Consider the following 20,554-nt stretch of genomic DNA (forward strand, 5'->3'; position numbering starts at 1 on the left):
CCGCAGGCCGCGCCCGAACCGCCGCCGCCGGCCGAGCAGGCGCCAGCCGAGCCGGCGCCCGCCGACGCGAATGCCGTGGCGACCAAGCCGGAACCGAAACCCGAACCCGCGCCGGTCGCCGCACCGTCGGAGGCACCGGCGCCCACGCCGGCCGATCGCATCGCCGTGCGCGATGGGCAGACGCTCTCGGGCATCGCCGGGCAGGTCGTGCAACGCGGTTACACGCTCGACCAAACCATGCTCGCCTTGCTGCGCGCCAACCCCGACGCCTTCATCCGCGGCAACGTGAACCTGCTGAAGGCCGGCGCGGTGCTGCGCGTGCCGCCCGCGCAGGATGCCGCGCAACTGGCCCCGGCCGAAGCCGCGGCCGTGGTGCGCGACCATCTCGAACAATGGCGCGCGCTGAACGCGCCCGCGCCGCAACCGGCGAACGTCGCGGCCGAAGCCGCGCCTGCGAACACCGCGAAAACCGCGGGCACCCCGGCCAAGGGCGCGAACACGCGCGTGGCCGGTGCACGCCTCGAAATCGTGCCGCCCGTCCAGGCCGGCGCGAAAACCCCGGGATCACGATCCGGCGCAAGCGCCGGAGGCGAGGGCGACATGCTGCGACAGCAGGAACTGAACCAGGCGAAGGAAGACCTCGCAGCGCGCGATGCCGAAGTGCAGGAGCTCAAGTCCCGCGTCGCGGAACTGGAGAAACTGCAGAACGACCAGTCGGCGCTGATCGCGATGAAGGACAGCAAGCTCGCGGCCGCCGAACAACGCCTCGCGCAATCCAACGCCGCCGCGACGAAGGTCGCCACGACCGCGTCGACGACCACGCCGGCGCAACAACAACCCGCGCAACCGTCCACGCCTGCGTGGCTGTGGGGCGGCGCCGGCCTGATCATCCTCGGCGTGCTCGCCTGGTTGTTCACTCGCCGTCGCACGCCCAGTGCGCAACCGCGCCGGGTGTACGACACCGAAGCGCTCGCGGCCGGCATTCCCACGTCCGACGACGTCGCGCCGCGCGCGCCGGTTGCCGAGACGCGTGCCGAACCCGAGCCGGCGCCGACCTTCTCCGAGCCTGCGCCGCGAACGAAGGCGCCCGCGCCGCACTGGACCTCCGCGCCCGCGACGCTCGGCACCGCGCCGACGTGGCACGGCGGTGCGCAGGCCGACGACACCGCCGTCGCCGAACCGCAGACCGCCAAGCAGCAGCTCGAACTCGCGCGCGCCTACCTCGACATGGGCGACGACGACGCGGCGCGCGTGATCCTGCGCGACGTGCTCGACGGCCGCGATCCGGCCGCGCGCGACACCGCCGCGCGCATGCTGCGCGAGCTGTGATGCGCGCGCGCCCGTCCTGATGTCGGTCGTGTAGTGGCGCGTTTCGCGCTCGGCGTCGAATACGACGGCGGTCAATTCCTCGGCTGGCAACGCCTCAGCAAACCGGGCGTTGCCGGCGATGAAACCGTGCAGCAGGCGCTGGAAACCGCGCTGTCCTTCGTCGCGAACACCCAGGTCGACACGGTCTGCGCCGGACGCACGGACGCCGGCGTGCACGCGGCCTGCCAGGTGGTGCATTTCGAAACGCACGTGCAGCGGGATCCGCGCGGATGGATGCTCGGCGCGACATCGCGTTTGCCGGCCAGCGTGAGCGTGCGCTGGTGCGTGCCTGTGCCCGACGATTTCCATGCACGCTTCTCCGCCGTCGCGCGACGCTACCGCTATCGCATCCTCAACCGTGCGGTGCGCCCGGCGATGGGCCGGCAATACGTGACCTGGGAGCGCTTGCCCCTCGACGTGGGCGCGATGCAGGCCGCCGCGCAGGCGCTGATCGGCGAGCACGACTTCAGCGCCTTCCGCACCGTCCACTGCCAGGCGCCCCATGCGCGGCGCGACCTGCAATCGATCACTGTCGAGCAAGCCGGCGATGAGGTTTGGATCGATGTGAGGGCGAATGCATTCCTGCATCACATGGTCCGCAATATCGTCGGCTCCCTGACCCTGGTCGGACGTGGCGAACAGCCGCCGGCCTGGATCGCCGAGCTGCTGGCCGGACGCGACCGGACTGTCGCAGGCCCCACCGCACCGCCCACCGGGCTGTGCTTCCTCGGTCCCGTGTATCCCGGCCTGTTCGGCCTGCCCGACGAGGTGAGCGCTTGAGCAAGACGCTGTTCCGCACGCGCATCAAGTTCTGCGGCATGACCCGCGCCGGCGACGTGCGCCTGGCCAGCGAACTGGGCGTGGACGCCGTCGGCTTCGTTTTCGCCGAGGGCAGCCCGCGACGCCTGCAGCCCGAGGAAGCCCGCGCGATGCGCAACGCGATGGAACCGCTGGTCGATGCGGTCGCGCTGTTCAAGGACAACACCGCCGACGAGGTCCGCGCGGTCATCAAACAGGTGCGCCCGAGCCTGCTGCAGTTCCATGGGTCGGAAGACGATGCCTTCTGCAAGGGCTTCGGCGTGCCTTACATCAAGGGCATCCCGATGCGGGGCCTGGATCCGGCCCAACGCGCCCAGCACGCCATCCAGCTGCTGACGCGGTTCCCCGGGGCCTCGGCGTTCCTGTTCGACGGCCATGCCGAGGGCCAGCAGGGCGGTACCGGCGAGGTCTTCGACTGGTCGACCGTGCCCACCGGGCTCGGCAAGCCCTTCGTCCTGGCCGGCGGATTGCGGCCGGACAACGTGTTCGACGCGGTGATTTCGACGCTGCCGTGGGGCGTGGACGTGGCTTCCGGGATCGAAAGCGCCCCCGGGATCAAGGACGGCGATAAGATGCGTCGTTTCGTCGAAGAAGTCCGTCGTGCCGACTGCCACCCAGACTGAGCCTGCATCCCCCGGCTCCGCGCTGATCGATTTCAGCAACACCCCCGATCCGACCGGCCATTTCGGCCGCTTCGGCGGTCGGTTCGTGGCCGAAACGCTGATCGGGCCGCTGGAAGAACTGGCCGCCGCCTACGACGCGGCGCGCGTGGATCCGGCCTTCATCGCCGAATTCGAACACGACCTCAAGCATTACGTCGGCCGCCCGAGCCCGATCTACGAAGCCCGGCGCCTGTCGGAGGAAAACGGCGGCGCGCGCATCCTGCTCAAGCGCGAAGACCTGAACCACACCGGCGCGCACAAGATCAACAACACCATCGGCCAGGCCTTGCTGGCGCGCCGCATGGGCAAGCCGCGGATCATCGCCGAGACCGGCGCGGGGCAGCACGGCGTCGCCTCGGCGACGGTGGCCGCGCGCCTTGGGCTGGAATGCGTCGTGTACATGGGCGCGACCGACATCGAGCGCCAGAAGATCAACGTGTATCGCATGCAGTTGCTCGGCGCGAAGGTCGTGCCGGTGACGAGCGGTTCGCAAACGCTCAAGGACGCGCTCAACGAAGCGATGCGCGACTGGGTGACGAATGTCGCCGACACCTTCTACATCATCGGCACCGTCGCCGGTCCCGATCCTTATCCGCGCATGGTGCGCGATTTCAACGCCGTGGTCGGCCGCGAAGCGCGCGTGCAGATGCTGGCCGATTACGGACGTTTGCCCGATGTGGTCACCGCATGCGTCGGCGGCGGCAGCAATGCGATCGGCATCTTCCACGCCTTCCTCAACGACCGCGACGTGCGCATCGTCGGCGCCGAAGCGGCGGGCGAGGGCATCGAAACCGGCCACCACGCCGCGTCGCTCGCCGCGGGTCGCCCGGGCGTGCTGCACGGCAACCGCACCTACGTGCTGTGCGACGACGACGGCCAGATCATCGAGACGCATTCGGTGTCGGCGGGCCTTGATTATCCGGGCGTCGGCCCCGAACACGCATACCTGAAGGACACCGGTCGCGCGGAATACGTCGGCATCACCGACGACGAAGCGCTGGCGGCCTTCCACCAACTCGCGCGCACCGAGGGCATCCTCGCGGCGCTCGAATCCAGCCACGCCGTCGCGCAAGCCTTGAAGCTCGCGCGGGAAATGCCACGCGATGCGATCGTGCTGTGCAACCTGTCCGGCCGCGGCGACAAGGACGTGCACACCATCGCCGCGCGCGACGGTCTTTCTTTCTGAACCTTGCCAGGAGCAAACACCCCATGACCGACGAAACCAACACCGACGCCCAGGCCCAGGCCGACGAGCAGCAGAACCAGCTCGACCCGGGTTTCTTCAAGGTGGTCAACGAATACCTCGAGCTGACCAACAGGCAGTCGAAGGAACACGGCCTCAAGCGCATCAGCATGGCCGCGCTGTACGCCGCCGCGCGCTTCAACGTGCACACCTTCATGGGCGCCTCGGGCGCCAATGTCGCCGACGAGCGCCAGGACTTCCTGAACTACATGACCAAGCTGTACCGCACGATGCTCAACGAGCACCTGGACGGCCTGGGCCATGAGCGCGGCATCGACGTCGGTCCCTCGGAACTGCAGGCCGAACTCGCGCGCCAGGCCGCCGCCAAGGCCGCCGCGCAGGAACAACCGAACGCGTGAGCCGGCTGCTCGACACTTTCGACGCCCTGCGCGCGCGTGGGCGCAAGGCACTGGTGCCGTTCGTCACCGCGGGCGATCCCGCGCTCGACGCGACGGTGCCGGTGCTGCATGCGCTCGTCGCCGCGGGCGCGGACGTGCTCGAACTCGGCGTGCCGTTCTCCGATCCGATGGCGGACGGCCCCGTGATCCAGCGCAGCTCGGAACGCGCGCTCGCGCGCGGCGCCGGGCTGTCGTACGTGTTCGAAACGGTGCGTGCATTCCGACAAACCGATGCGACCACGCCCGTGGTCCTGATGGGATATCTGAATCCCGTCGAGATCCGCGGCGCGGAACGCTTCGCAAGTCAGGCATCGAACGCGGGCGTCGACGGCGTGTTGCTCGTCGACCTCCCGCCCGAGGAAGCGGGCGATCTGCGCGCGGCCCTGGATGCGCACGGCGTCGCGCTCATCCTCCTGGCCTCGCCGACCACGCCCGAAGCGCGCCTGCGGCGCTTGTGCGACGACGCGCAGGGGTATCTGTATTTCGTGAGTTTCGCCGGCGTGACCGGCGCCGACCGGCTCGATGCGGGCGCTGCGGCCGAACGCCTGCACGCGCTGCGCAAGCAGGCGAAGGTGCCGGTGCTCGCCGGTTTCGGGATCAAGGACGCCGCATCGGCGGCCGCGATGGCCGAACACGCCGACGGCGTGGTGGTGGGCAGCGCGCTGGTCGCGGCGCTGTCCGGCGCCACCGACCCCGCGGCCGAAGCCGCGCGTTTCCTGGCACCGCTCCGTGCGGCGCTGGACGCATCGCCGGGTGCGCGGGCCGCATAGTCCCTCGCATTGCCCTCGCGGGGCGCTGCGCTAGACTGCCGCGCCTGCGGGACCGCAAGTCCCCCATCCATCCCCAGCACCATACAAACGGGAAGATCGCCACGTGTCCTGGCTGAAGAAATTGATGCCCTCGCGCATCCGCACCGAAGGCGGCAACAAGCGCTCCGTGCCGGAAGGCCTGTGGGAGAAGTGCGACAAGTGCGGCTCGGTGCTGTATCGCCCGGAGCTGGAGGAAAACCTCGAGGTGTGCCCCAAGTGCGGCCACCACATGGCGATCCGCGCGCGTGCGCGCCTGGCCTCGCTGTTCGATCCGGGCGCGGCGACGACCGAGATCGGTGCCGAGTTGGGCCCGACCGACGTACTCAAGTTCAAGGACCAGAAGAAGTATTCCGACCGCATCAAGGCCGCGCAGAAGGCGACCGGCGAGCGCGACGCGCTCGTGGCGATGGAAGGAAAGCTCAAGGGACGCGACCTGGTCGCCGCCTCGTTCGACTTCGCCTACATGGGCGGTTCGATGGGCTCGGTGGTCGGTGAACGATTTACCCGCGCGGCCGAACGCGCGCTGGCCCTGCGCGCACCCTTCGTGTGCTTCTCCGCCAGCGGCGGCGCGCGCATGCAGGAAAGCCTGTTCTCGCTGATGCAGATGGCCAAGACCTCGGCCGCGCTCGCGCGCCTGCGCGATGCCGGCGTGCCGTACATCTCGGTGCTCACGCATCCGACCACCGGTGGCGTGTCGGCGTCCTTCGCGATGCTGGGCGACATCAACATCGCCGAACCGGGCGCGCTCATCGGCTTCGCCGGCCCGCGCGTGATCGAACAGACGGTGCGCGAGAAATTGCCCGAAGGCTTCCAGCGTCCGGAATTCCTGCTCGACCACGGCGCGATCGACCAGATCTGCGACCGCCGCGAAATGCGCGACCGCATCGCGCACCTGGTCGCGATGATGCAGAAACAACCCGAGCCGGCGAACGATCCGGAGACCATCGCTTGAGCCGCCGGTATTTCGGCACCGATGGCATCCGTGGCCGGGTGGGCGAGGGCGTGATCTCGGCGGACTTCGTGATGCGCCTGGGCAATGCCTACGGCCTGGCCCTGCGTGAATCGCAGCGCCTTTCGCACCGCGAATGGCGCAAGCCGGTGGTGATCATCGGCAAGGACACGCGCATTTCGAACTACATGTTCGAAGCCGCGCTGGAAGCCGGCCTGGTGGCCGCGGGCGTCGACGTGCAGCTGATGGGCCCGATGCCCACGCCGGCCGTCGCGCACCTGACGCGCTCGCTGCGCGCCGATGGCGGCATCGTGATCTCCGCTTCGCACAATCCGCATCACGACAACGGCATCAAGTTCTTCTCGGCCGAGGGCGAAAAGCTCGACGACGCGACGGAGCTCGCGATCGAAGCCGCGCTCGACCAACCCTTCACCACGGTCCCGTCCGAACGCCTCGGCAAGGCGCTGCGCACGCGCGGCGCGGTCGAGCGTTACGTCGAGGCCTGCAAGAACTCCGTGCCCAAGGGCTTCGACCTCACCGGCGTGCGCATCGCGATGGACTGCGCCAACGGCGCGACCTACCAGATCGCGCCGCTGGTGTTGCGCGAACTCGGCGCGCGCGTGGATGCGATCGGCATCGATCCGAACGGCCTGAACATCAACGATGGCGTCGGTTCGACGCATCCCGAATCGCTGGTCGCGCACCTGCACGCAACGAATGCCGATCTGGGCATCGCGTTCGACGGCGACGGCGATCGCGTGCTGTTCGTCGCCGACGACGGCACGGTGTGCGACGGCGACGACCTGCTGTACATCCTCGCCACCGACTGGCAGGACAGCGGCCGCCTGCGCGGCCCGATGGTCGGCACGCTGATGACCAACTACGGCCTGGAACGCGCGCTGGGCGAACGCGGCATCGCGTTCCTGCGCTCGAAGGTGGGCGACCGCTACGTGCACCAGATGCTGGTCGAACACGAAGGCGTGCTCGGTGGCGAAGCGTCGGGGCACTTGCTGTGCCTGGATCGCGCCAGCACCGGCGATGGCATCGTCAGCGCGCTGCAGGTGCTCGAAGTCCTGCGCCGTCGCGGCCTCACGCTGCGCGAAGCGATCGCCGGCATGCGCAAGGTGCCGCAGAAGACGGTCAACGTGCAGCTCGCACCGGGCGCCAAGCCGGTCGAGCATCCCTCGGTGCAGGCGGCGCTGGCCGATGCGCAATCGGCCGTCGCCGGGCACGGTCGCGCGTTCCTGCGGCCCTCGGGCACCGAGCCGGTCGTGCGCGTGACGGTCGAAGCCGACGACGACGCACTGATGCGCAACACCCTGGACAAACTGGCCGACGCGGTTCGCGCGGCCGCGCAGTAACCAACGAACGACAGATGACTTCCGAAATCCGTATTCCCACGCTCGACATCGCGCGCTTCACGCATCCGGAAAGCCCCGAAGACCGCGATGCATTCGTCGCCGAACTGGGCAACGCCTACCGCGAGTGGGGCTTCGCCGGCATCCGCAACCACGGCATTCCGCAGGCGCTGATCGACCGCGCGTACGACGTGTTCCAGCGTTTCTTCGCCTTGCCAGACGACACCAAGCGCCAGTACCACGTCGCCGGTGGCGGGGGCGCGCGCGGGTACACGCCCTTCGGCGTGGAAACCGCGAAGGGCGCGCAGCACCACGATCTCAAGGAGTTCTGGCACATCGGCCGCGAGATCCCGCGCGACCACCATTGCGCCGACGTGATGCAGGCCAACCTGTGGCCGGAGGAAATCCCGGAGTTCCGCGACGTCGGCTACGGCCTGTACCAAGCGCTGGACAAGCTCGGCGCGCAGGTGCTCGCGGCGCTCGCGCTGCACATCGGCTTGCCGGAAGATTATTTCGTCGACAAGACGCACTACGGCAATTCGATCCTGCGGCCGATCCACTATCCGCCGATCACCACGCCCGACATCCCGAACGTGCGCGCCGGTGCGCATGAAGACATCAACTTGATCACGCTGTTGGTCGGCGCGAGTGCGGCCGGGCTGGAAGTGAAATCGCGCACGGGCGAGTGGGTGCCGTTCACCTCGGATGCCGACACCATCGTCGTCAACATCGGCGACATGCTGCAGCGCCTGACCAACCACGTGTATCCCTCGACGACGCACCGCGTGGTCAATCCGCCGGGCGAACTGGCGCGCCAGCCGCGCTACTCCACGCCCTTCTTCCTGCACCCGAATCCGGATTTCCTGATCGACGTGCTCGATTCGTGCGTGGGCGCCGACAATCCTTCGCGGTATCCCGAAGCGATCACGGCGCAGGGCTATCTCGAAGAACGCCTGCGCGAAATCAAACTGAAGTAAGCGACTTTCATCCCCCCTTCCAAGGGGGATCGAGCGCGCACAGCGCGCTCGAGGGGGATCAAACCCCCTTCGCCATCCAGAAAAACACCGCCGCCATGCGCTTTTCCGCGAGCGTGCGGCCGTGATACGCGCTGGCGCTGTGCATCAGGTTGGCGCGATAGAGCAGCAATCGATTGAATCGATGCGCCACGGCGACGTCTTCGACGAATGACTCCGGCGGCACGAAGCGCGTGCCCAGCGCCTGCACCAGGGTCTGATGCGGCGGCATCACGATGTTCCCGCCGCGTTGCCCGCCGGCCAGGCGCTGGCGGTAGAAGGTCGTGCCGCAATCGTCGGGGACGTTCGGGTTGAGATAGAGCACGGCGGCGAAACGGCACAGGGCGCGCGAGTCGGTGTGCGGCCGCGTCTCGCATTCTTCGGCGCCGACGACCTGGATGCAGTTGTGGTTGAGGTGCGCGCCGTCGGGTGCGGATTCGACCCAGAGTTTGTCGACGCCCGTGGCCTTGCGCACCAGGGTTTCGACGATCGCCAGTTCGTCGGGCGACAGGCCCGGCATCACGCGCATGCCGGGCCACGACTCGGGTTTGTGCGGATAGCCCTCGATCCAGTCGGTGCGCGCGAGGGTGCGCGTTCGCACGGCGTCGGGATCGGGCAGGACGTCGTCGAACACCCAGTAGTCGCGTCCCTGGGTGGGCTTGCGATAGGGCAGGACGGGGAGCGTCGGGCGCGCGGGCGGGCGGAGCATCGGCATCGACCGATCATAGCCTTGCGCCGGTTTGCGCTGCGATAGACTTGCGCGCTTGACGGTTCATTCCCGGAAGGCAGCACATGCGGCGCAAGATCGTGGCGGGCAACTGGAAACTGCATGGCGATCGCAACTTCGCCTGCGGGCTCGTGGAAGAGATCGCGAGCGTCGCGCCGGTGGCGGGCGTGGAGCGCGTGGTGCTGCCGCCGCTGCCCTACCTGGGTGAGTTGGTCGAACATTTCGGCGAGCGCGGGGTGTCCTTCGGGGCGCAGGACGTGAGCGTGAACGAGAAGGGCGCCTATACCGGCGAGGTCTCGGCCGCGATGCTGCTGGATGTCGGCGCCAAATACGGCCTGGTCGGGCATTCCGAGCGCCGGCAATACCACGGGGAATCCAGCGCCCTGGTCGCGCAGAAGTTCTTCGCGGCCAAGCGGGCGGGCCTCATCCCGATCCTCTGCGTGGGCGAAACCCTGCGCGAGCGGGAGGCGGGCCAGACCGAATGGCGCATCGAAGAGCAGCTGGAGGCCGTGTTCGCCCTCGGCGGGAAAGAGGCCCTGGACGGCGCGGTCATCGCCTACGAGCCGGTCTGGGCGATCGGAACCGGCCGTACGGCCAGCCCGGAGCAGGCCCAGGCGGTCCACGCCTTCATTCGTGGCGAGGTCGCTTCGCGCTCTGCTAACATTGCCGGCTTGCTGCCCATCCTCTACGGGGGCAGCGTGAAGCCCGACAACGCGAAGGCGCTGTTCTCGCAGCCCGACGTCGACGGCGGGCTGGTGGGTGGCGCCTCCCTCGTCGCCCGTGATTTCCTGGCCATCGCAGACGCGGCGGCCTGAGCCAAAGGCAGAGTTCCCTCCCGATGTTGATGACGATCCTCAACGTGCTGTACGTGCTCATCGCGGTCGCGATGATCGTGCTCATCCTGATGCAGCGCGGCGCGGGTGCGCAGGCCGGTTCCGGTTTCGGCGCGGGTGCGTCGGCGACGGTGTTCGGTTCGCGCGGCGCGGGCAACTTCCTGTCCAAGAGCACCAAGTGGCTCGCGATCTCCTTCTTCTGCATCGCCCTGTTCATGGGCTGGCACTTCACGCACAGCGTGAAGGCGCCCGCCGAAGCGCAGAAGGCGCAAACGGACCTGGGCCTGATGTCGGGCGTGCCGTCGGCCCCGGCCGCGCAGCCGCCGGCCAACACGGCCGTGCCGGCCGCGCCCGCCGCGAACACGGCAGCGCCGACGGCGAACGGCGCAGTGCCCGCGGCACCGGCGCCGGCGACGACGAAATAACGGCGCGAGTCTTCGCACCACGATTGTTACGACTTACAATGTCGAACTCCGCAGCGCGCGATGCGCGATGCGGGACCTGATTGCCCAGGTGGCGGAATTGGTAGACGCACTACCTTGAGGTGGTAGCGGCTTCGGTCGTGGGGGTTCGAGTCCCCCCTTGGGCACCAAACAAAACAACCCGCCTCGCGCGGGTTTTTTTGTACTCGAAAGTCCACAAGGCTGGTTGTCCTCGTGCGTGCCCCGTTACAATAGCCGGCTCGTGCGAGCCCCCTGCCCACGAGCGAATCCAGAGGTGCGAGCGTGCTGGCTGAATATCTGCCGACCCTGCTGTTCCTGATCGTCGCCCTTGGCATCGGTGTCGCCCTGATCGTCGTGGGCAACGTGCTCGGGCCCAAGCGCCCCAGCGCCGAAAAGCTTTCTCCTTACGAGTGCGGCTTCAACGCATTCGAAGACGCGCGCATGCAGTTCGACGTGCGTTATTACCTCATCGCGATCCTGTTCATCGTCTTCGACCTGGAAATCGCGTTCGTCTTCCCCTGGGCGCTCGTGTTCCGCGAGCTCGGCGTGTTCGGCCTGGTGGAGATGGGCGTGTTCCTCGCGCTGCTGGTGATCGGTTTCGTCTACGTCTGGAAGAAGGGCGCACTCGAATGGGAGTGATCCAAACTGTTTCGGGGTTGATGCACAACCCGCTGCCGGACGATCGCGTCGGCGACATCCTGCGCCCGGAAGGCGAGAACCCGCTGCTCGAGCAGGGCTTCGTCACCACGAGCTTCGACGCGCTGTGGAATTGGGCGCGTACCGGTTCGATGTGGCCGATGACCTTCGGCCTGGCGTGCTGCGCGGTCGAGATGATGCATGCCGGCGCCGCGCGCCTGGACCTGGATCGCTACGGCGTCGTGTTCCGTCCTTCGCCGCGCCAGTCCGACGTGATGATCGTGGCCGGCACGCTGGTCAACAAGATGGCGCCCGCACTGCGCAAGGTCTACGACCAGATGCCCGATCCGAAGTGGGTCATCTCGATGGGCAGCTGCGCCAACGGCGGCGGTTACTACCACTATTCCTACGCGGTCGTGCGCGGTTGCGACCGCATCGTGCCGGTCGACATCTACGTGCCGGGTTGCCCGCCGACGGCCGAAGCGCTCGTCTACGGCATCCTGCAGTTGCAGAAGAAGATCCGCCGCAACGAATCCTCGCCGTTCACCGGTCCGCGGACGGATATCGCCGGCAAGCAGGGCGCCACGGCATGAGCACCCCTTTCGTCGAGCGCCTGCGCGCGCACTTTTCCGACGCGCGCTTCGATGGTGCGGTGGTGACCGTCGCCGCGCCGCGCAACGAAATCACGCTCGAAGTGCCGCCGACGGCGTGGCACGCCGCGTGCAGCGACCTGCGCGACACCTTCGGTTTCGAACTGTGCATGGACGTGTGCGGCGTCGACTATCTCGGTTACGGCAACGACGAGTGGGACACCACCGACGTTTCGTCCGAAGGCTTCAGCCGTGGCGTCGAAGGCCGCGGCCCGGGGCGTTTCAAGTGGGGCGAACTACCCAGCGGCCTGCAGGAAGAACCCGCGCCGAACCGCCGTTTCGCCGCGGTCGCGCACCTGATGTCGATGCAGCACAACCAGCGCCTGCGCGTGCGCACCTTCGCCGCCGACGACGCCTTGCCGGTCGTGCCTTCGATCGTCGACCTGTGGCCGGGCGTGAACTGGTTCGAACGCGAAGCCTTCGACATGTTCGGCATCCTGTTCGAAGGGCATCCGGACCTGCGCCGCATCCTCACCGACTACGGCTTCGTCGGTCATCCGTTCCGCAAGGATTTCCCGCTGATCGGCAACGTCGAAGTCCGCTACGACAACGAACGCCAGCGCGTGGTGTACGAGCCCGTGACTTCCGTCGAACCGCGCGTGGGCGTGCCGCGCGTGATCCGCGACGACGCGCGCTACGCCACCGCCGCCGGCGAAGAGAAGGAGGCGCGCAAGTGAGCGCCCAGATCCTGCCGTCCGTCACCAACACCTCGGGCCTGAACAACGCCGAGATCCGCAACTACACGCTCAACTTCGGCCCGCAGCATCCGGCCGCGCACGGCGTGCTTCGCCTCATCCTGGAAATGGACGGCGAAATCGTGCAGCGCGCCGATCCGCACATCGGCCTGCTGCATCGCGGCACCGAGAAGCTCGCCGAATCCAAGCCCTACAACCAGTCGATCGGCTACATGGATCGCCTGGATTACGTTTCGATGATGTGCAACGAGCACGCCTACGTGCGCGGCATCGAGACGCTGCTCGGCATCGAGGCACCGGAACGCGCGCAGTGGATCCGGACGATGTTCGACGAGATCACGCGCATCCTGAACCACCTGATGTGGGTCGGGTCCAGCGCGCTCGACCTCGGCGCGATGGCGGTGTTCCTTTACGCCTTCCGCGAACGCGAAGAGCTGATGGACGTCTACGAAGCGGTGTCGGGCGCGCGCATGCACGCCACGTACTACCGCCCCGGCGGCGTGTATCGCGACCTGCCGGACCACATGCCGAAGTACCGCGAGTCGCCGTGGCGCAAGGGCCAGAAGCTCAAGCGCTTCAACGAATGGCGCGAAGGCTCGCTGCTCGATTACCTGGATCGCTTCACCCAGGATTTCCCGAAGCGCGTCGACGAATACGAGACGCTGCTCACCGAGAACCGCATCTGGAAGCAGCGCACCGTCGGCATCGGCGTGGTGTCGCCGGAAGACGCGCTCGCGTGGGGCATGAGCGGCCCGATGGTCCGCGGTTCGGGCCTGGCGTGGGACCTGCGCAAGAAGCAGCCCTACGCCAAGTACGCCGAAGTCGACTTCGACATTCCGCTCGGCACCAACGGCGACTGCTACGACCGTTACCTCGTGCGCGTGGCCGAAATGCGCCAGTCCAACCGCATCATCGCCCAGTGCGTGAAGTGGCTGCAGGCCAACCCCGGCCCGGTGATGCTGGACAACTACAAGGTCGCGCCGCCCTCCCGCGAGGAGATGAAGGACGACATGGAAGCCCTGATCCACCACTTCAAGCTGTTCACCGAAGGGTATTGCGTCCCGGCAGGGGAGACGTACTCGGCGGTGGAAGCCCCGAAGGGCGAATTCGGCGTGTACCTGGTCAGCGACGGCGCCAACAAGCCGTTCCGCTGCAAGTTGCGCGCGCCGGGTTTCGCGCACCTCTCGTCGATGGACGCGGTGGTGCGTGGCCACATGCTGGCCGACGTCGTCGCGATGATCGGTACCTACGACGTGGTGTTCGGCGAGATCGACCGCTGATCGCACCGCGATCGGCAACACAGATGCGAGCAAGGCAGAACCGATGAGAGCGACCGGCAATTTCGAGAACGCGCGCAACGTCGATCCGCAGCAAGTGCTGTCGGACGCCACGCGTGCGCACATCGACCACTGGCTCACCAAGTTCCCGGCGGACCGCAAGCGGTCGGCGGTGCTGCAGGGGCTGCACGCCGCGCAGGAACAGAACGGCGGCTGGCTGACCGACGAGCTCATCGCCGCGGTGGCCAAGTACCTGTCGATCCCGCCGGTGTGGGCGTACGAAGTCGCCACGTTCTATTCGATGTTCGAGACCGAGAAGGTCGGCCGCAACAACGTCGCCTTCTGCACGAACATCAGCTGCTGGCTCAACGGCGCCGAAGACCTCGTCGCGCACGCGGAGAAAAAGCTCGGCTGCAAGCTCGGCGAAAGCACGAGCGACGGCCGCATCTTCCTCAAGCGCGAAGAAGAATGCCTGGCTGCGTGCTGCGGCGCGCCGATGATGGTGATCAACGGCCACTACCACGAGAACCTCTCGACGCAGAAAGTCGACGAGCTCCTGGACGGCCTGGAGTAACGCATGGCAGGTCACGGTCACTACGCAGAACCCACCGGTCCCGTCGGCCCCGCGCCGCAGGAGCACAACGTCGTCTACACGACGCTGCACTTCGACAAGCCGTGGAGTTACGAAAATTATCTGAAGACCGGCGGTTACGCCGCGCTGCGCAAGATCCTCGAAGAGAAGATCGAGCCCGCTGCCGTGATCGAGATGGTCAAGGCCTCGGGCCTGCGCGGCCGTGGCGGCGCGGGCTTCCCGACCGGCCTGAAATGGTCCTTCATGCCCAAGGGCCCCGGCATCAAGTACATCCTGTGCAACTCCGACGAATCCGAACCGGGCACGGCGAAGGACCGCGACATCCTGCGCTACAACCCGCACGCGGTGATCGAGGGCATGGCGATCGCGTGCTACGCCACCGGTTCGCCGGCCGCGTACAACTACCTGCGCGGTGAATTCCACCACGAGCCCTTCGAGCATCTGGAAGAGGCCACGCGCGAGGCTTACGCCAACGGCTGGCTCGGCAAGAACGTCCTCGGCAGCGGCGTCGACATCGATCTGTACAACGTGCTCGGCGCCGGCGCGTACATCTGCGGCGAAGAAACCGCGCTGATGGAATCGCTCGAAGGCAAGAAGGGACAGCCGCGCTACAAGCCGCCGTTCCCGGCCAACTTCGGTCTGTACGGCAAGCCGACCACGATCAACAACACCGAAACCTACGCCTCGGTGCCGGCGATCGTGCGCAACGGCGCGGAGTGGTTCCTCAACCTCGGCAAGCCGAACAACGGCGGGCCGAAGGTGTTCTCGGTGTCGGGACACGTCGCAAAGCCGGGCAACTACGAAATCCGCCTGGGTACGTCGTTCGCCGACCTGCTGCAGCTCGCCGGCGGCATGCGCCAGGGCCACAAGCTCAAGGCCGTGATTCCCGGCGGTTCGTCGATGAAGGTGCTGCCGGCCGACGCGATGATGGCCTGCACGATGGACTACGACTCGATCCAGAAGGCCGGTTCGGGCCTGGGCTCGGGCGCGGTCATCGTGATGGACGAAACCACCTGCATGGTGCGTGCGTGCCAGCGCATCGCGCGCTTTTACTTCAAGGAAAGCTGCGGCCAGTGCACGCCGTGCCGCGAAGGCACCGGCTGGATGTACCGCATGCTGACGCGCATCGTGGAAAAGCAGGCGACGCTGGACGACCTCCAGATGTTGCGCGCCGCCGCGGGGCAGATTGAAGGCCACACCATCTGCGCGTTCGGCGAAGCCGCCGCGTGGCCGGTGCAGGGCTTCCTGCACCATTTCTGGGACGAATTCGAATACGCGATCGTCAACGGGCGCTTCCTGGTCGACGACCAGCGCGCCGGGACGGTGGTCGCCAAGCAGGGTGTCGCCGCATGAGCGCCGTCGAAACCGACGTCACCAAGCCCGCCGTGCCGGAAGGCCACGTCGCCATCGAGATCGACGGCGTCGCGATGACCGCGCCGAAGGGCTCGATGATCATCGCCGCCGCCGACAAGGCCGGCATTCCGATCCCGCGCTTCTGCTACCACGACAAGCTGAGCATCGCGGCCAACTGCCGCATGTGCCTGGTCGAAGTCGAAAAGATGCCGAAGCCGGCGCCGGCGTGCGCCACGCCGGTGATGGACGGCATGAAGATCGTCACGCGCAGCGAGAAGGCGTTGAAGTCCCAGCGCAACGTGATGGAATTCCTGCTGATCAACCATCCGCTCGATTGCCCGATCTGCGACCAGGGCGGCGAGTGCGAACTGCAGGATCTCTCGCTCGGTTACGGCCGTTCGGTCTCGCGTTTCTCCGAGCGCAAGCGCGTGGTCGCCGACGAGGACTTCGGTCCACTCGTCGCCAGCGACATGACGCGCTGCATCCAGTGCACGCGCTGCGTGCGCTTCACCGCGGAAGTCGCCGGCACCTACGAGCTGGGCGGCATGATGCGCGGCGAAAACCTGCAGATCGGCACCTACGACGGCAAGCCGTTGACGACGGAGCTTTCGGGCAACGTCATCGACGTGTGCCCGGTCGGCGCGCTGACCAACAAGGTGTTCCGCTTCCGCGCGCGTCCGTGGGAACTGGTCGCGCGCGAATCGCTCGGCTTCTCCGATGCGCTGGGCAGCAACCTGTTCCACCACGTGCGTCGTGGCGAAGTGCTGCGCTCGGTGCCGCGCGACAACGAAGCGGTCAACGAATGCTGGCTGTCGGATCGCGATCGCTACGCGCACCAGGGCCTGTATGCCCAGGATCGCGCGGCGAAGCCGATGGTGCGCGACGGCAACGCCTGGCGCGAAACCAGCTGGGAAGAAGCGCTGGCCAAGGCCGCGAAGATCCTGCGCGACAACGGCGGCGACCAGCTCGGCGTCCTCGTGCATCCGGCCACGTCGAACGAGGAGGGTGCCTTGCTCGCGCGCCTCGCCGATGGCCTGGGCACGGGCAACCTCGACCATCGCCTCGCGCAGCGCGACGTCTCCGACGGCGCGGTGTCCGAAGCCTTCGCGATGCCCGTCGCCGACATCGACAACGCCGACACCATCGTGATCGTCGGTTCGCACCTGCGCCACGAGTTGCCGCTGCTGCACCAGCGCGTGCGCAAGGCGCAGCGCAAGGGTGCGCGCGTGCACATGGTCAACCCGGTGGATTTCGACGTGGCGTTCGAAGTCGCCTCGAAGACCATCGTGCCGATGGCCGAACTGCCCACGGCGCTGGCCGGCGTGGACATCGCGGGCGCGCAGCGCGCCGTGGTGATCCTCGGTGGCGTCGCCGAACTGTCCGAACACGCCAGCGCGATCCGCGCCGCCGCGCGCGGCTTCGCTTCGGCGAACAACGCGCCGCTGTGCCGCATCCCGCAGGGCGCGAACGCGCTCGGCCTGTCGCAACACGGCGTGCTGCCGGCGTCGCGCGGCACGCAGGCGATGCTCGCCGATGCGCGCAGTGCATACGTGATCTATGGCATCGAACCGGGCCTGGACTTCGCCGACCAGGCGCTCGCGCTCAAGGCGCTGTCGGGTGCGCAGGTCGTCGCCTTCAGCCACTACGCGTGCGAATCCACGCGCGCGGTGGCCGACGTGATCCTGCCGATCGCGGCGCTGCCGGAAAACGAAGGCTCGCTGACCAACCTCGAAGGCCGCGTGCAGCACTTCGCCGCGGGCGGCAAGGCGCCGGGCGAAGCGCGTGCCGGTTGGCGCGTGTTGCGCGCGATCGGCGCCGACCTCGGTGTCGGCGGTTTCGCCTTCACCGACTACGCGGGCATGCGCAAGGGCTTGTCGCCGCGCAACGTGGACGTGGCCAAGGGCACTGCGCCGGCGCACGCCGCCGTGCATGGCGCCGGCCTGGTCATCGTCGCTTCGCAGGCGATCTACCGCAGCGATGCGACCGTGCGCCGCGCGGCCGCGTTGCAGGCGCATCCGCTCACGCTCGGCGCGCGCATCGTGTTGCATCCGGCCGATGCCGGCGACGCGGGCGTGCACGCCGACGGCGTGGCGAAAGTGAAGAACGCCCTGGGCACGGCGACGCTGCCGGTCGCGATCAGCGACAAGGTCGCGCGCGGTTGCGCCTGGGTGGAATCGGGGTATGGCGCGACCGCAGCGCTGCTCTCGGGCAACGTGGAGGTCAGCCGCGCATGATGTACGTCGACGCCTTCCGCGATTGGCTGGTGGCCTTCGGGCCGCTGGGCCTGCTCGCGTGGATCGTGCTGAAGATCCTGCTGATCGCCGTGCCGGTGATCATCAGCGTCGCCTTCTACGTGGTGTGGGAGCGCAAGCTGATCGGCTGGATGCACGTGCGCCACGGGCCGATGTACGTGGGCAAGGGCATCCTCCAGGCCTTCGCCGACGTCTTCAAGCTGCTGTTCAAGGAAGTGGTGCAGCCCACCGTGGCGCAGCCCTTCCTGTATCGCATCGCGCCGCTGATCACCCTGGTGCCTGCCTTCGCGGCGTGGGCGGTGGTGCCCTTCGATGCGAAGCTCGTGCTGTCCAATGCGAACGCGGGCCTGCTGTACCTGCTGGCGATGACCTCGCTCGGCGTGTACGGGATCATCCTCGCGGGCTGGGCGTCGAATTCGAAGTACGCCTTCCTCGGTGCGATGCGCGCCGCGGCGCAGGTGGTGTCGTATGAAATCGCGATGGGCTTCGCGCTGGTCGGCGTGCTGATCGCCGCCGGCAGCCTGAACCTGACGGACATCGTCATGGCGCAGGCGGGCAATGCGGGCCTGTTCGAGTGGTTCATGTGGCCGCTGTTGCCGTTGTTCGTCATCTATTTCGTCTCGGGCGTGGCCGAAACCAACCGCGCGCCGTTCGACGTGGTGGAAGGCGAATCGGAAATCGTCGCCGGCCACATGGTCGAATACTCCGGTTCGCAGTTCGCGCTGTTCTTCCTGGCCGAATACGCGAACATGATCCTCGTCAGCTTCACGACGTCGATCTTCTTCCTCGGCGGCTGGCTCAGCCCGCTGCACGGGTTGGGGATCCCGTTGCTCTCCGTGGACGGCTGGTGGTGGCTGCTGGTGAAGGTGGTCTTCTTCGCGAGCTGCTTCATCTGGTTCCGCGCCTCGTTCCCGCGCTACCGCTACGACCAGATCATGCGACTGGGTTGGAAGGTCTTCATTCCGATCACGATCGCCTGGATCTTCGTCACCGCGCTGCTGGCGTACTTCAACGTGTTCACGCCGGGGCAGTGACGTTCATGACTCGCTTCGTTTCCTACTTCAAGAGTTTGCTGCTGATCGAGCTGGCCCAGGGCCTGCTGCTCACCGGCAAGTATCTGTTCCGTCCGAAGTACACGCTGATGTACCCGATGGAAAAGACGCCGCAGTCGCCGCGCTTCCGTGGCCTGCACGCGCTGCGCCGCTATCCCAACGGGGAAGAGCGCTGCATCGCCTGCAAGCTGTGCGAGGCGGTGTGCCCGGCGCTGGCGATCACGATCGATTCCGAGCAGCGCGAGGACGGCACGCGCCGCACCACGCGCTACGACATCGATTTGTTCAAGTGCATCTACTGCGGCTTCTGCGAGGAATCCTGCCCGGTCGATTCGATCGTCGAGACGCACATCCACGAATACCACTTCGACAAGCGCGGCCAGAACATCGTGACCAAGCCGCAGTTGCTGGCGATCGGCGACCGCCTCGAAGCCGAGATCGCCGCGCGCCGCGCGGCCGACGCACCGTATCGCTGAGGAACGCATGGATTTCCCGACCCTCACGTTCTACGCATTCGCCACGCTGGCCATCGCTTCGGCGATCGGCGTGATCAGCGTGCGCAACCCGGTGCAGGCAGCGTTGCTGCTGGTGCTGACCTTCTTCTCCGTCGCCTGCACGTGGATCCTGGCCGGTGCCGAGTTCCTGGGCATCGCGCTGATCCTCGTCTACGTCGGCGCGGTGATGGTGCTGTTCCTGTTCGTCGTGATGATGCTCGACATCGACGTGGCGCCCTTGCGCGAAGGCTTCGTGCGGTACCTGCCGATCGGGCTGATCGTGGCCATCGTGATGCTGGTGGAGATCTGCCTGCTGATCGGCGTGAAGGTGCTCACGCAGACGCCGCTGGCACCCGATGCCGCGGCCGCCGCCGACATCTCCAACACCACGTGGCTGGCGCGTGCGCTGTTCACGCAGTTCCTGCTGCCCTTCGAAGTGGCCGCGGTCATCCTGACCATCGCGGTCGTGGCGGCGGTGATGCTCACGCTGCGGCGCCGTGGCGGCGTCAAGCACCAGAACCCGGCCGACCAGGCGCGCGTGCGCGCGTCGGACCGACTGCGCATGGTGAAAATGGACGCGACGCGGCCGGCCGCGACGCAGGAGGAGGGCACGCCATGATCGGAACGCTTTCGCTCGGGCATTTCCTCTTCCTCGGTGCCGCGCTGTTCTGCATCGCGGTGGCGGGCATCTTCCTCAACCGCAAGAACATCATCATCCTGCTGATGTCGATCGAGCTGATGCTGCTCGCGGTCAACATCAACTTCGTCGCGTTCTCGCGCGAGCTGGGCGACGCCGCGGGGCAGGTGTTCGTGTTCTTCATCCTGACGGTGGCCGCGGCCGAAGCCGCGATCGGCCTGGCCATCCTCGTCACGCTGTTCCGCAACCGGCGTTCGATCAACGTCGCCGAAATCGACTCCTTGAAGGGCTGAC

General features: G+C 67.4%; 23 protein-coding genes and 1 tRNA gene. 23 read left to right on the forward strand and 1 reads right to left on the reverse strand.

Features of this window, described 5'->3' with window-relative positions:
* From AC1DOM_RS13675 to AC1DOM_RS13715, 9 genes are all read left to right on the forward strand, one after another.
* On the forward strand, nucleotides 1-1,329 hold a 1,329-nt coding region (locus tag AC1DOM_RS13675), incomplete at its 5' end, for a FimV/HubP family polar landmark protein (protein WP_498964206.1).
* Nucleotides 1,330-1,362: 33 nt separating this feature from the next.
* Nucleotides 1,363-2,148, forward strand: a complete 786-nt coding sequence (gene truA / locus AC1DOM_RS13680; protein WP_498964208.1) for a tRNA pseudouridine(38-40) synthase TruA — start codon at nucleotides 1,363-1,365, stop codon at nucleotides 2,146-2,148.
* Nucleotides 2,145-2,810, forward strand: coding sequence for a phosphoribosylanthranilate isomerase (locus AC1DOM_RS13685; RefSeq protein WP_498964210.1), 666 nt, complete (start codon nucleotides 2,145-2,147; stop codon nucleotides 2,808-2,810). Before truA ends, AC1DOM_RS13685 begins: the two co-directional genes overlap by 4 nt.
* Nucleotides 2,811-2,832: 22 nt before the next feature.
* Entirely contained in the window at nucleotides 2,833-4,035 is a 1,203-nt protein-coding gene (gene trpB, locus AC1DOM_RS13690) for a tryptophan synthase subunit beta (protein WP_498964507.1), read from the forward strand.
* A 23-nt stretch (nucleotides 4,036-4,058) separates the two neighbouring features.
* On the forward strand, nucleotides 4,059-4,451 hold the full coding sequence (locus AC1DOM_RS13695; RefSeq protein ID WP_498964212.1) for a DUF3144 domain-containing protein: 393 nt from the start codon (nucleotides 4,059-4,061) through the stop codon (nucleotides 4,449-4,451).
* Nucleotides 4,448-5,260, forward strand: coding sequence for a tryptophan synthase subunit alpha (gene trpA, locus AC1DOM_RS13700; RefSeq protein ID WP_498964214.1), 813 nt, complete (start codon nucleotides 4,448-4,450; stop codon nucleotides 5,258-5,260). The genes AC1DOM_RS13695 and trpA overlap by 4 nt, the downstream gene beginning before the upstream one ends.
* 103 nt (nucleotides 5,261-5,363) lie before the next feature.
* Nucleotides 5,364-6,251, forward strand: coding sequence for an acetyl-CoA carboxylase, carboxyltransferase subunit beta (gene accD / locus AC1DOM_RS13705; protein WP_498964216.1), 888 nt, complete (start codon nucleotides 5,364-5,366; stop codon nucleotides 6,249-6,251).
* On the forward strand, nucleotides 6,248-7,609 hold the full coding sequence (gene glmM, locus AC1DOM_RS13710) for a phosphoglucosamine mutase (RefSeq protein WP_498964218.1): 1,362 nt from the start codon (nucleotides 6,248-6,250) through the stop codon (nucleotides 7,607-7,609). The genes accD and glmM overlap by 4 nt, the downstream gene beginning before the upstream one ends.
* A 14-nt stretch (nucleotides 7,610-7,623) precedes the next feature.
* Nucleotides 7,624-8,583 (forward strand): isopenicillin N synthase family dioxygenase, encoded by a 960-nt coding sequence (locus tag AC1DOM_RS13715; RefSeq protein ID WP_498964220.1) that lies wholly within the window; start codon nucleotides 7,624-7,626, stop codon nucleotides 8,581-8,583.
* A gap of 58 nt (nucleotides 8,584-8,641) precedes the next feature.
* Here AC1DOM_RS13715 and AC1DOM_RS13720 read toward each other — a convergent pair whose 3' ends face one another.
* Nucleotides 8,642-9,334: a DUF6445 family protein gene (locus tag AC1DOM_RS13720; RefSeq protein ID WP_498964222.1), complete on the reverse strand. Its 693-nt coding sequence runs from the start codon at nucleotides 9,332-9,334 to the stop codon at nucleotides 8,642-8,644.
* A gap of 77 nt (nucleotides 9,335-9,411) precedes the next feature.
* Between AC1DOM_RS13720 and tpiA the strand changes: the two genes are divergently transcribed.
* From tpiA to nuoK, 14 genes are all read left to right on the forward strand, one after another.
* Entirely contained in the window at nucleotides 9,412-10,161 is a 750-nt protein-coding gene (gene tpiA, locus AC1DOM_RS13725; protein WP_498964224.1) for a triose-phosphate isomerase, read from the forward strand.
* A gap of 23 nt (nucleotides 10,162-10,184) precedes the next feature.
* Nucleotides 10,185-10,604, forward strand: coding sequence for a preprotein translocase subunit SecG (gene secG, locus AC1DOM_RS13730; RefSeq protein ID WP_498964226.1), 420 nt, complete (start codon nucleotides 10,185-10,187; stop codon nucleotides 10,602-10,604).
* 82 nt (nucleotides 10,605-10,686) lie between these two features.
* Nucleotides 10,687-10,771: transfer RNA gene (locus AC1DOM_RS13735), tRNA-Leu, on the forward strand.
* A gap of 133 nt (nucleotides 10,772-10,904) precedes the next feature.
* Nucleotides 10,905-11,261: an NADH-quinone oxidoreductase subunit A gene (locus AC1DOM_RS13740; RefSeq protein ID WP_498964227.1), complete on the forward strand. Its 357-nt coding sequence runs from the start codon at nucleotides 10,905-10,907 to the stop codon at nucleotides 11,259-11,261.
* Entirely contained in the window at nucleotides 11,252-11,851 is a 600-nt protein-coding gene (locus tag AC1DOM_RS13745) for a NuoB/complex I 20 kDa subunit family protein (RefSeq protein WP_498964229.1), read from the forward strand. Before AC1DOM_RS13740 ends, AC1DOM_RS13745 begins: the two co-directional genes overlap by 10 nt.
* Nucleotides 11,848-12,585 (forward strand): NADH-quinone oxidoreductase subunit C, encoded by a 738-nt coding sequence (locus tag AC1DOM_RS13750; RefSeq protein WP_498964231.1) that lies wholly within the window; start codon nucleotides 11,848-11,850, stop codon nucleotides 12,583-12,585. Before AC1DOM_RS13745 ends, AC1DOM_RS13750 begins: the two co-directional genes overlap by 4 nt.
* A complete protein-coding gene (locus AC1DOM_RS13755; protein ID WP_498964233.1) occupies nucleotides 12,582-13,883 on the forward strand; it encodes an NADH-quinone oxidoreductase subunit D in 1,302 nt (433 codons plus the stop codon). The genes AC1DOM_RS13750 and AC1DOM_RS13755 overlap by 4 nt, the downstream gene beginning before the upstream one ends.
* Before the next feature lie 43 nt (nucleotides 13,884-13,926).
* On the forward strand, nucleotides 13,927-14,454 hold the full coding sequence (nuoE, locus tag AC1DOM_RS13760) for an NADH-quinone oxidoreductase subunit NuoE (RefSeq protein WP_498964235.1): 528 nt from the start codon (nucleotides 13,927-13,929) through the stop codon (nucleotides 14,452-14,454).
* Between the two features lie 3 nt (nucleotides 14,455-14,457).
* The gene (gene nuoF, locus AC1DOM_RS13765) at nucleotides 14,458-15,825 is read left to right on the forward strand and encodes an NADH-quinone oxidoreductase subunit NuoF (protein WP_498964236.1); all 1,368 of its coding nucleotides are present in this window, start codon (nucleotides 14,458-14,460) and stop codon (nucleotides 15,823-15,825) included.
* On the forward strand, nucleotides 15,822-18,059 hold the full coding sequence (gene nuoG, locus AC1DOM_RS13770) for an NADH-quinone oxidoreductase subunit NuoG (protein ID WP_498964238.1): 2,238 nt from the start codon (nucleotides 15,822-15,824) through the stop codon (nucleotides 18,057-18,059). Before nuoF ends, nuoG begins: the two co-directional genes overlap by 4 nt.
* Nucleotides 18,056-19,111 (forward strand): NADH-quinone oxidoreductase subunit NuoH, encoded by a 1,056-nt coding sequence (gene nuoH, locus AC1DOM_RS13775; RefSeq protein ID WP_498964240.1) that lies wholly within the window; start codon nucleotides 18,056-18,058, stop codon nucleotides 19,109-19,111. Before nuoG ends, nuoH begins: the two co-directional genes overlap by 4 nt.
* A gap of 5 nt (nucleotides 19,112-19,116) precedes the next feature.
* The gene (nuoI, locus tag AC1DOM_RS13780; RefSeq protein ID WP_498964242.1) at nucleotides 19,117-19,605 is read left to right on the forward strand and encodes an NADH-quinone oxidoreductase subunit NuoI; all 489 of its coding nucleotides are present in this window, start codon (nucleotides 19,117-19,119) and stop codon (nucleotides 19,603-19,605) included.
* Nucleotides 19,606-19,612: 7 nt separating this feature from the next.
* Nucleotides 19,613-20,242 carry an NADH-quinone oxidoreductase subunit J gene (locus AC1DOM_RS13785; protein ID WP_498964244.1) on the forward strand — a complete coding sequence of 210 codons (630 nt, stop codon included), beginning with the start codon at nucleotides 19,613-19,615 and terminating at the stop codon, nucleotides 20,240-20,242.
* Nucleotides 20,239-20,553: an NADH-quinone oxidoreductase subunit NuoK gene (nuoK, locus tag AC1DOM_RS13790; protein WP_498964246.1), complete on the forward strand. Its 315-nt coding sequence runs from the start codon at nucleotides 20,239-20,241 to the stop codon at nucleotides 20,551-20,553. The genes AC1DOM_RS13785 and nuoK overlap by 4 nt, the downstream gene beginning before the upstream one ends.
* Nucleotide 20,554: the final 1 nt, after the last annotated feature.

This window comes from Lysobacter sp. P5_B12 (assembly GCF_056400425.1).

Bases quoted from the DNA above. Each gene is read 5' to 3' on its own strand.
- AC1DOM_RS13715 (WP_498964220.1), top strand. From the start codon at position 7,624: ATGACTTCCGAAATCCGTATTCCCACGCTCGACATCGCGCGCTTCACG.
- nuoI (WP_498964242.1), top strand. From the start codon at position 19,117: ATGACTCGCTTCGTTTCCTACTTCAAGAGTTTGCTGCTGATCGAGCTG.
- AC1DOM_RS13695 (WP_498964212.1), top strand. From the start codon at position 4,059: ATGACCGACGAAACCAACACCGACGCCCAGGCCCAGGCCGACGAGCAG.
- AC1DOM_RS13745 (WP_498964229.1), top strand. From the start codon at position 11,252: ATGGGAGTGATCCAAACTGTTTCGGGGTTGATGCACAACCCGCTGCCG.
- secG (WP_498964226.1), top strand. From the start codon at position 10,185: ATGTTGATGACGATCCTCAACGTGCTGTACGTGCTCATCGCGGTCGCG.
- AC1DOM_RS13785 (WP_498964244.1), top strand. From the start codon at position 19,613: ATGGATTTCCCGACCCTCACGTTCTACGCATTCGCCACGCTGGCCATC.
- nuoE (WP_498964235.1), top strand. From the start codon at position 13,927: ATGAGAGCGACCGGCAATTTCGAGAACGCGCGCAACGTCGATCCGCAG.
- nuoG (WP_498964238.1), top strand. From the start codon at position 15,822: ATGAGCGCCGTCGAAACCGACGTCACCAAGCCCGCCGTGCCGGAAGGC.
- nuoK (WP_498964246.1), top strand. From the start codon at position 20,239: ATGATCGGAACGCTTTCGCTCGGGCATTTCCTCTTCCTCGGTGCCGCG.
- AC1DOM_RS13720 (WP_498964222.1), bottom strand. From the start codon at position 9,334: ATGCCGATGCTCCGCCCGCCCGCGCGCCCGACGCTCCCCGTCCTGCCC.
- nuoH (WP_498964240.1), top strand. From the start codon at position 18,056: ATGATGTACGTCGACGCCTTCCGCGATTGGCTGGTGGCCTTCGGGCCG.
- tpiA (WP_498964224.1), top strand. From the start codon at position 9,412: ATGCGGCGCAAGATCGTGGCGGGCAACTGGAAACTGCATGGCGATCGC.
- nuoF (WP_498964236.1), top strand. From the start codon at position 14,458: ATGGCAGGTCACGGTCACTACGCAGAACCCACCGGTCCCGTCGGCCCC.
- AC1DOM_RS13750 (WP_498964231.1), top strand. From the start codon at position 11,848: ATGAGCACCCCTTTCGTCGAGCGCCTGCGCGCGCACTTTTCCGACGCG.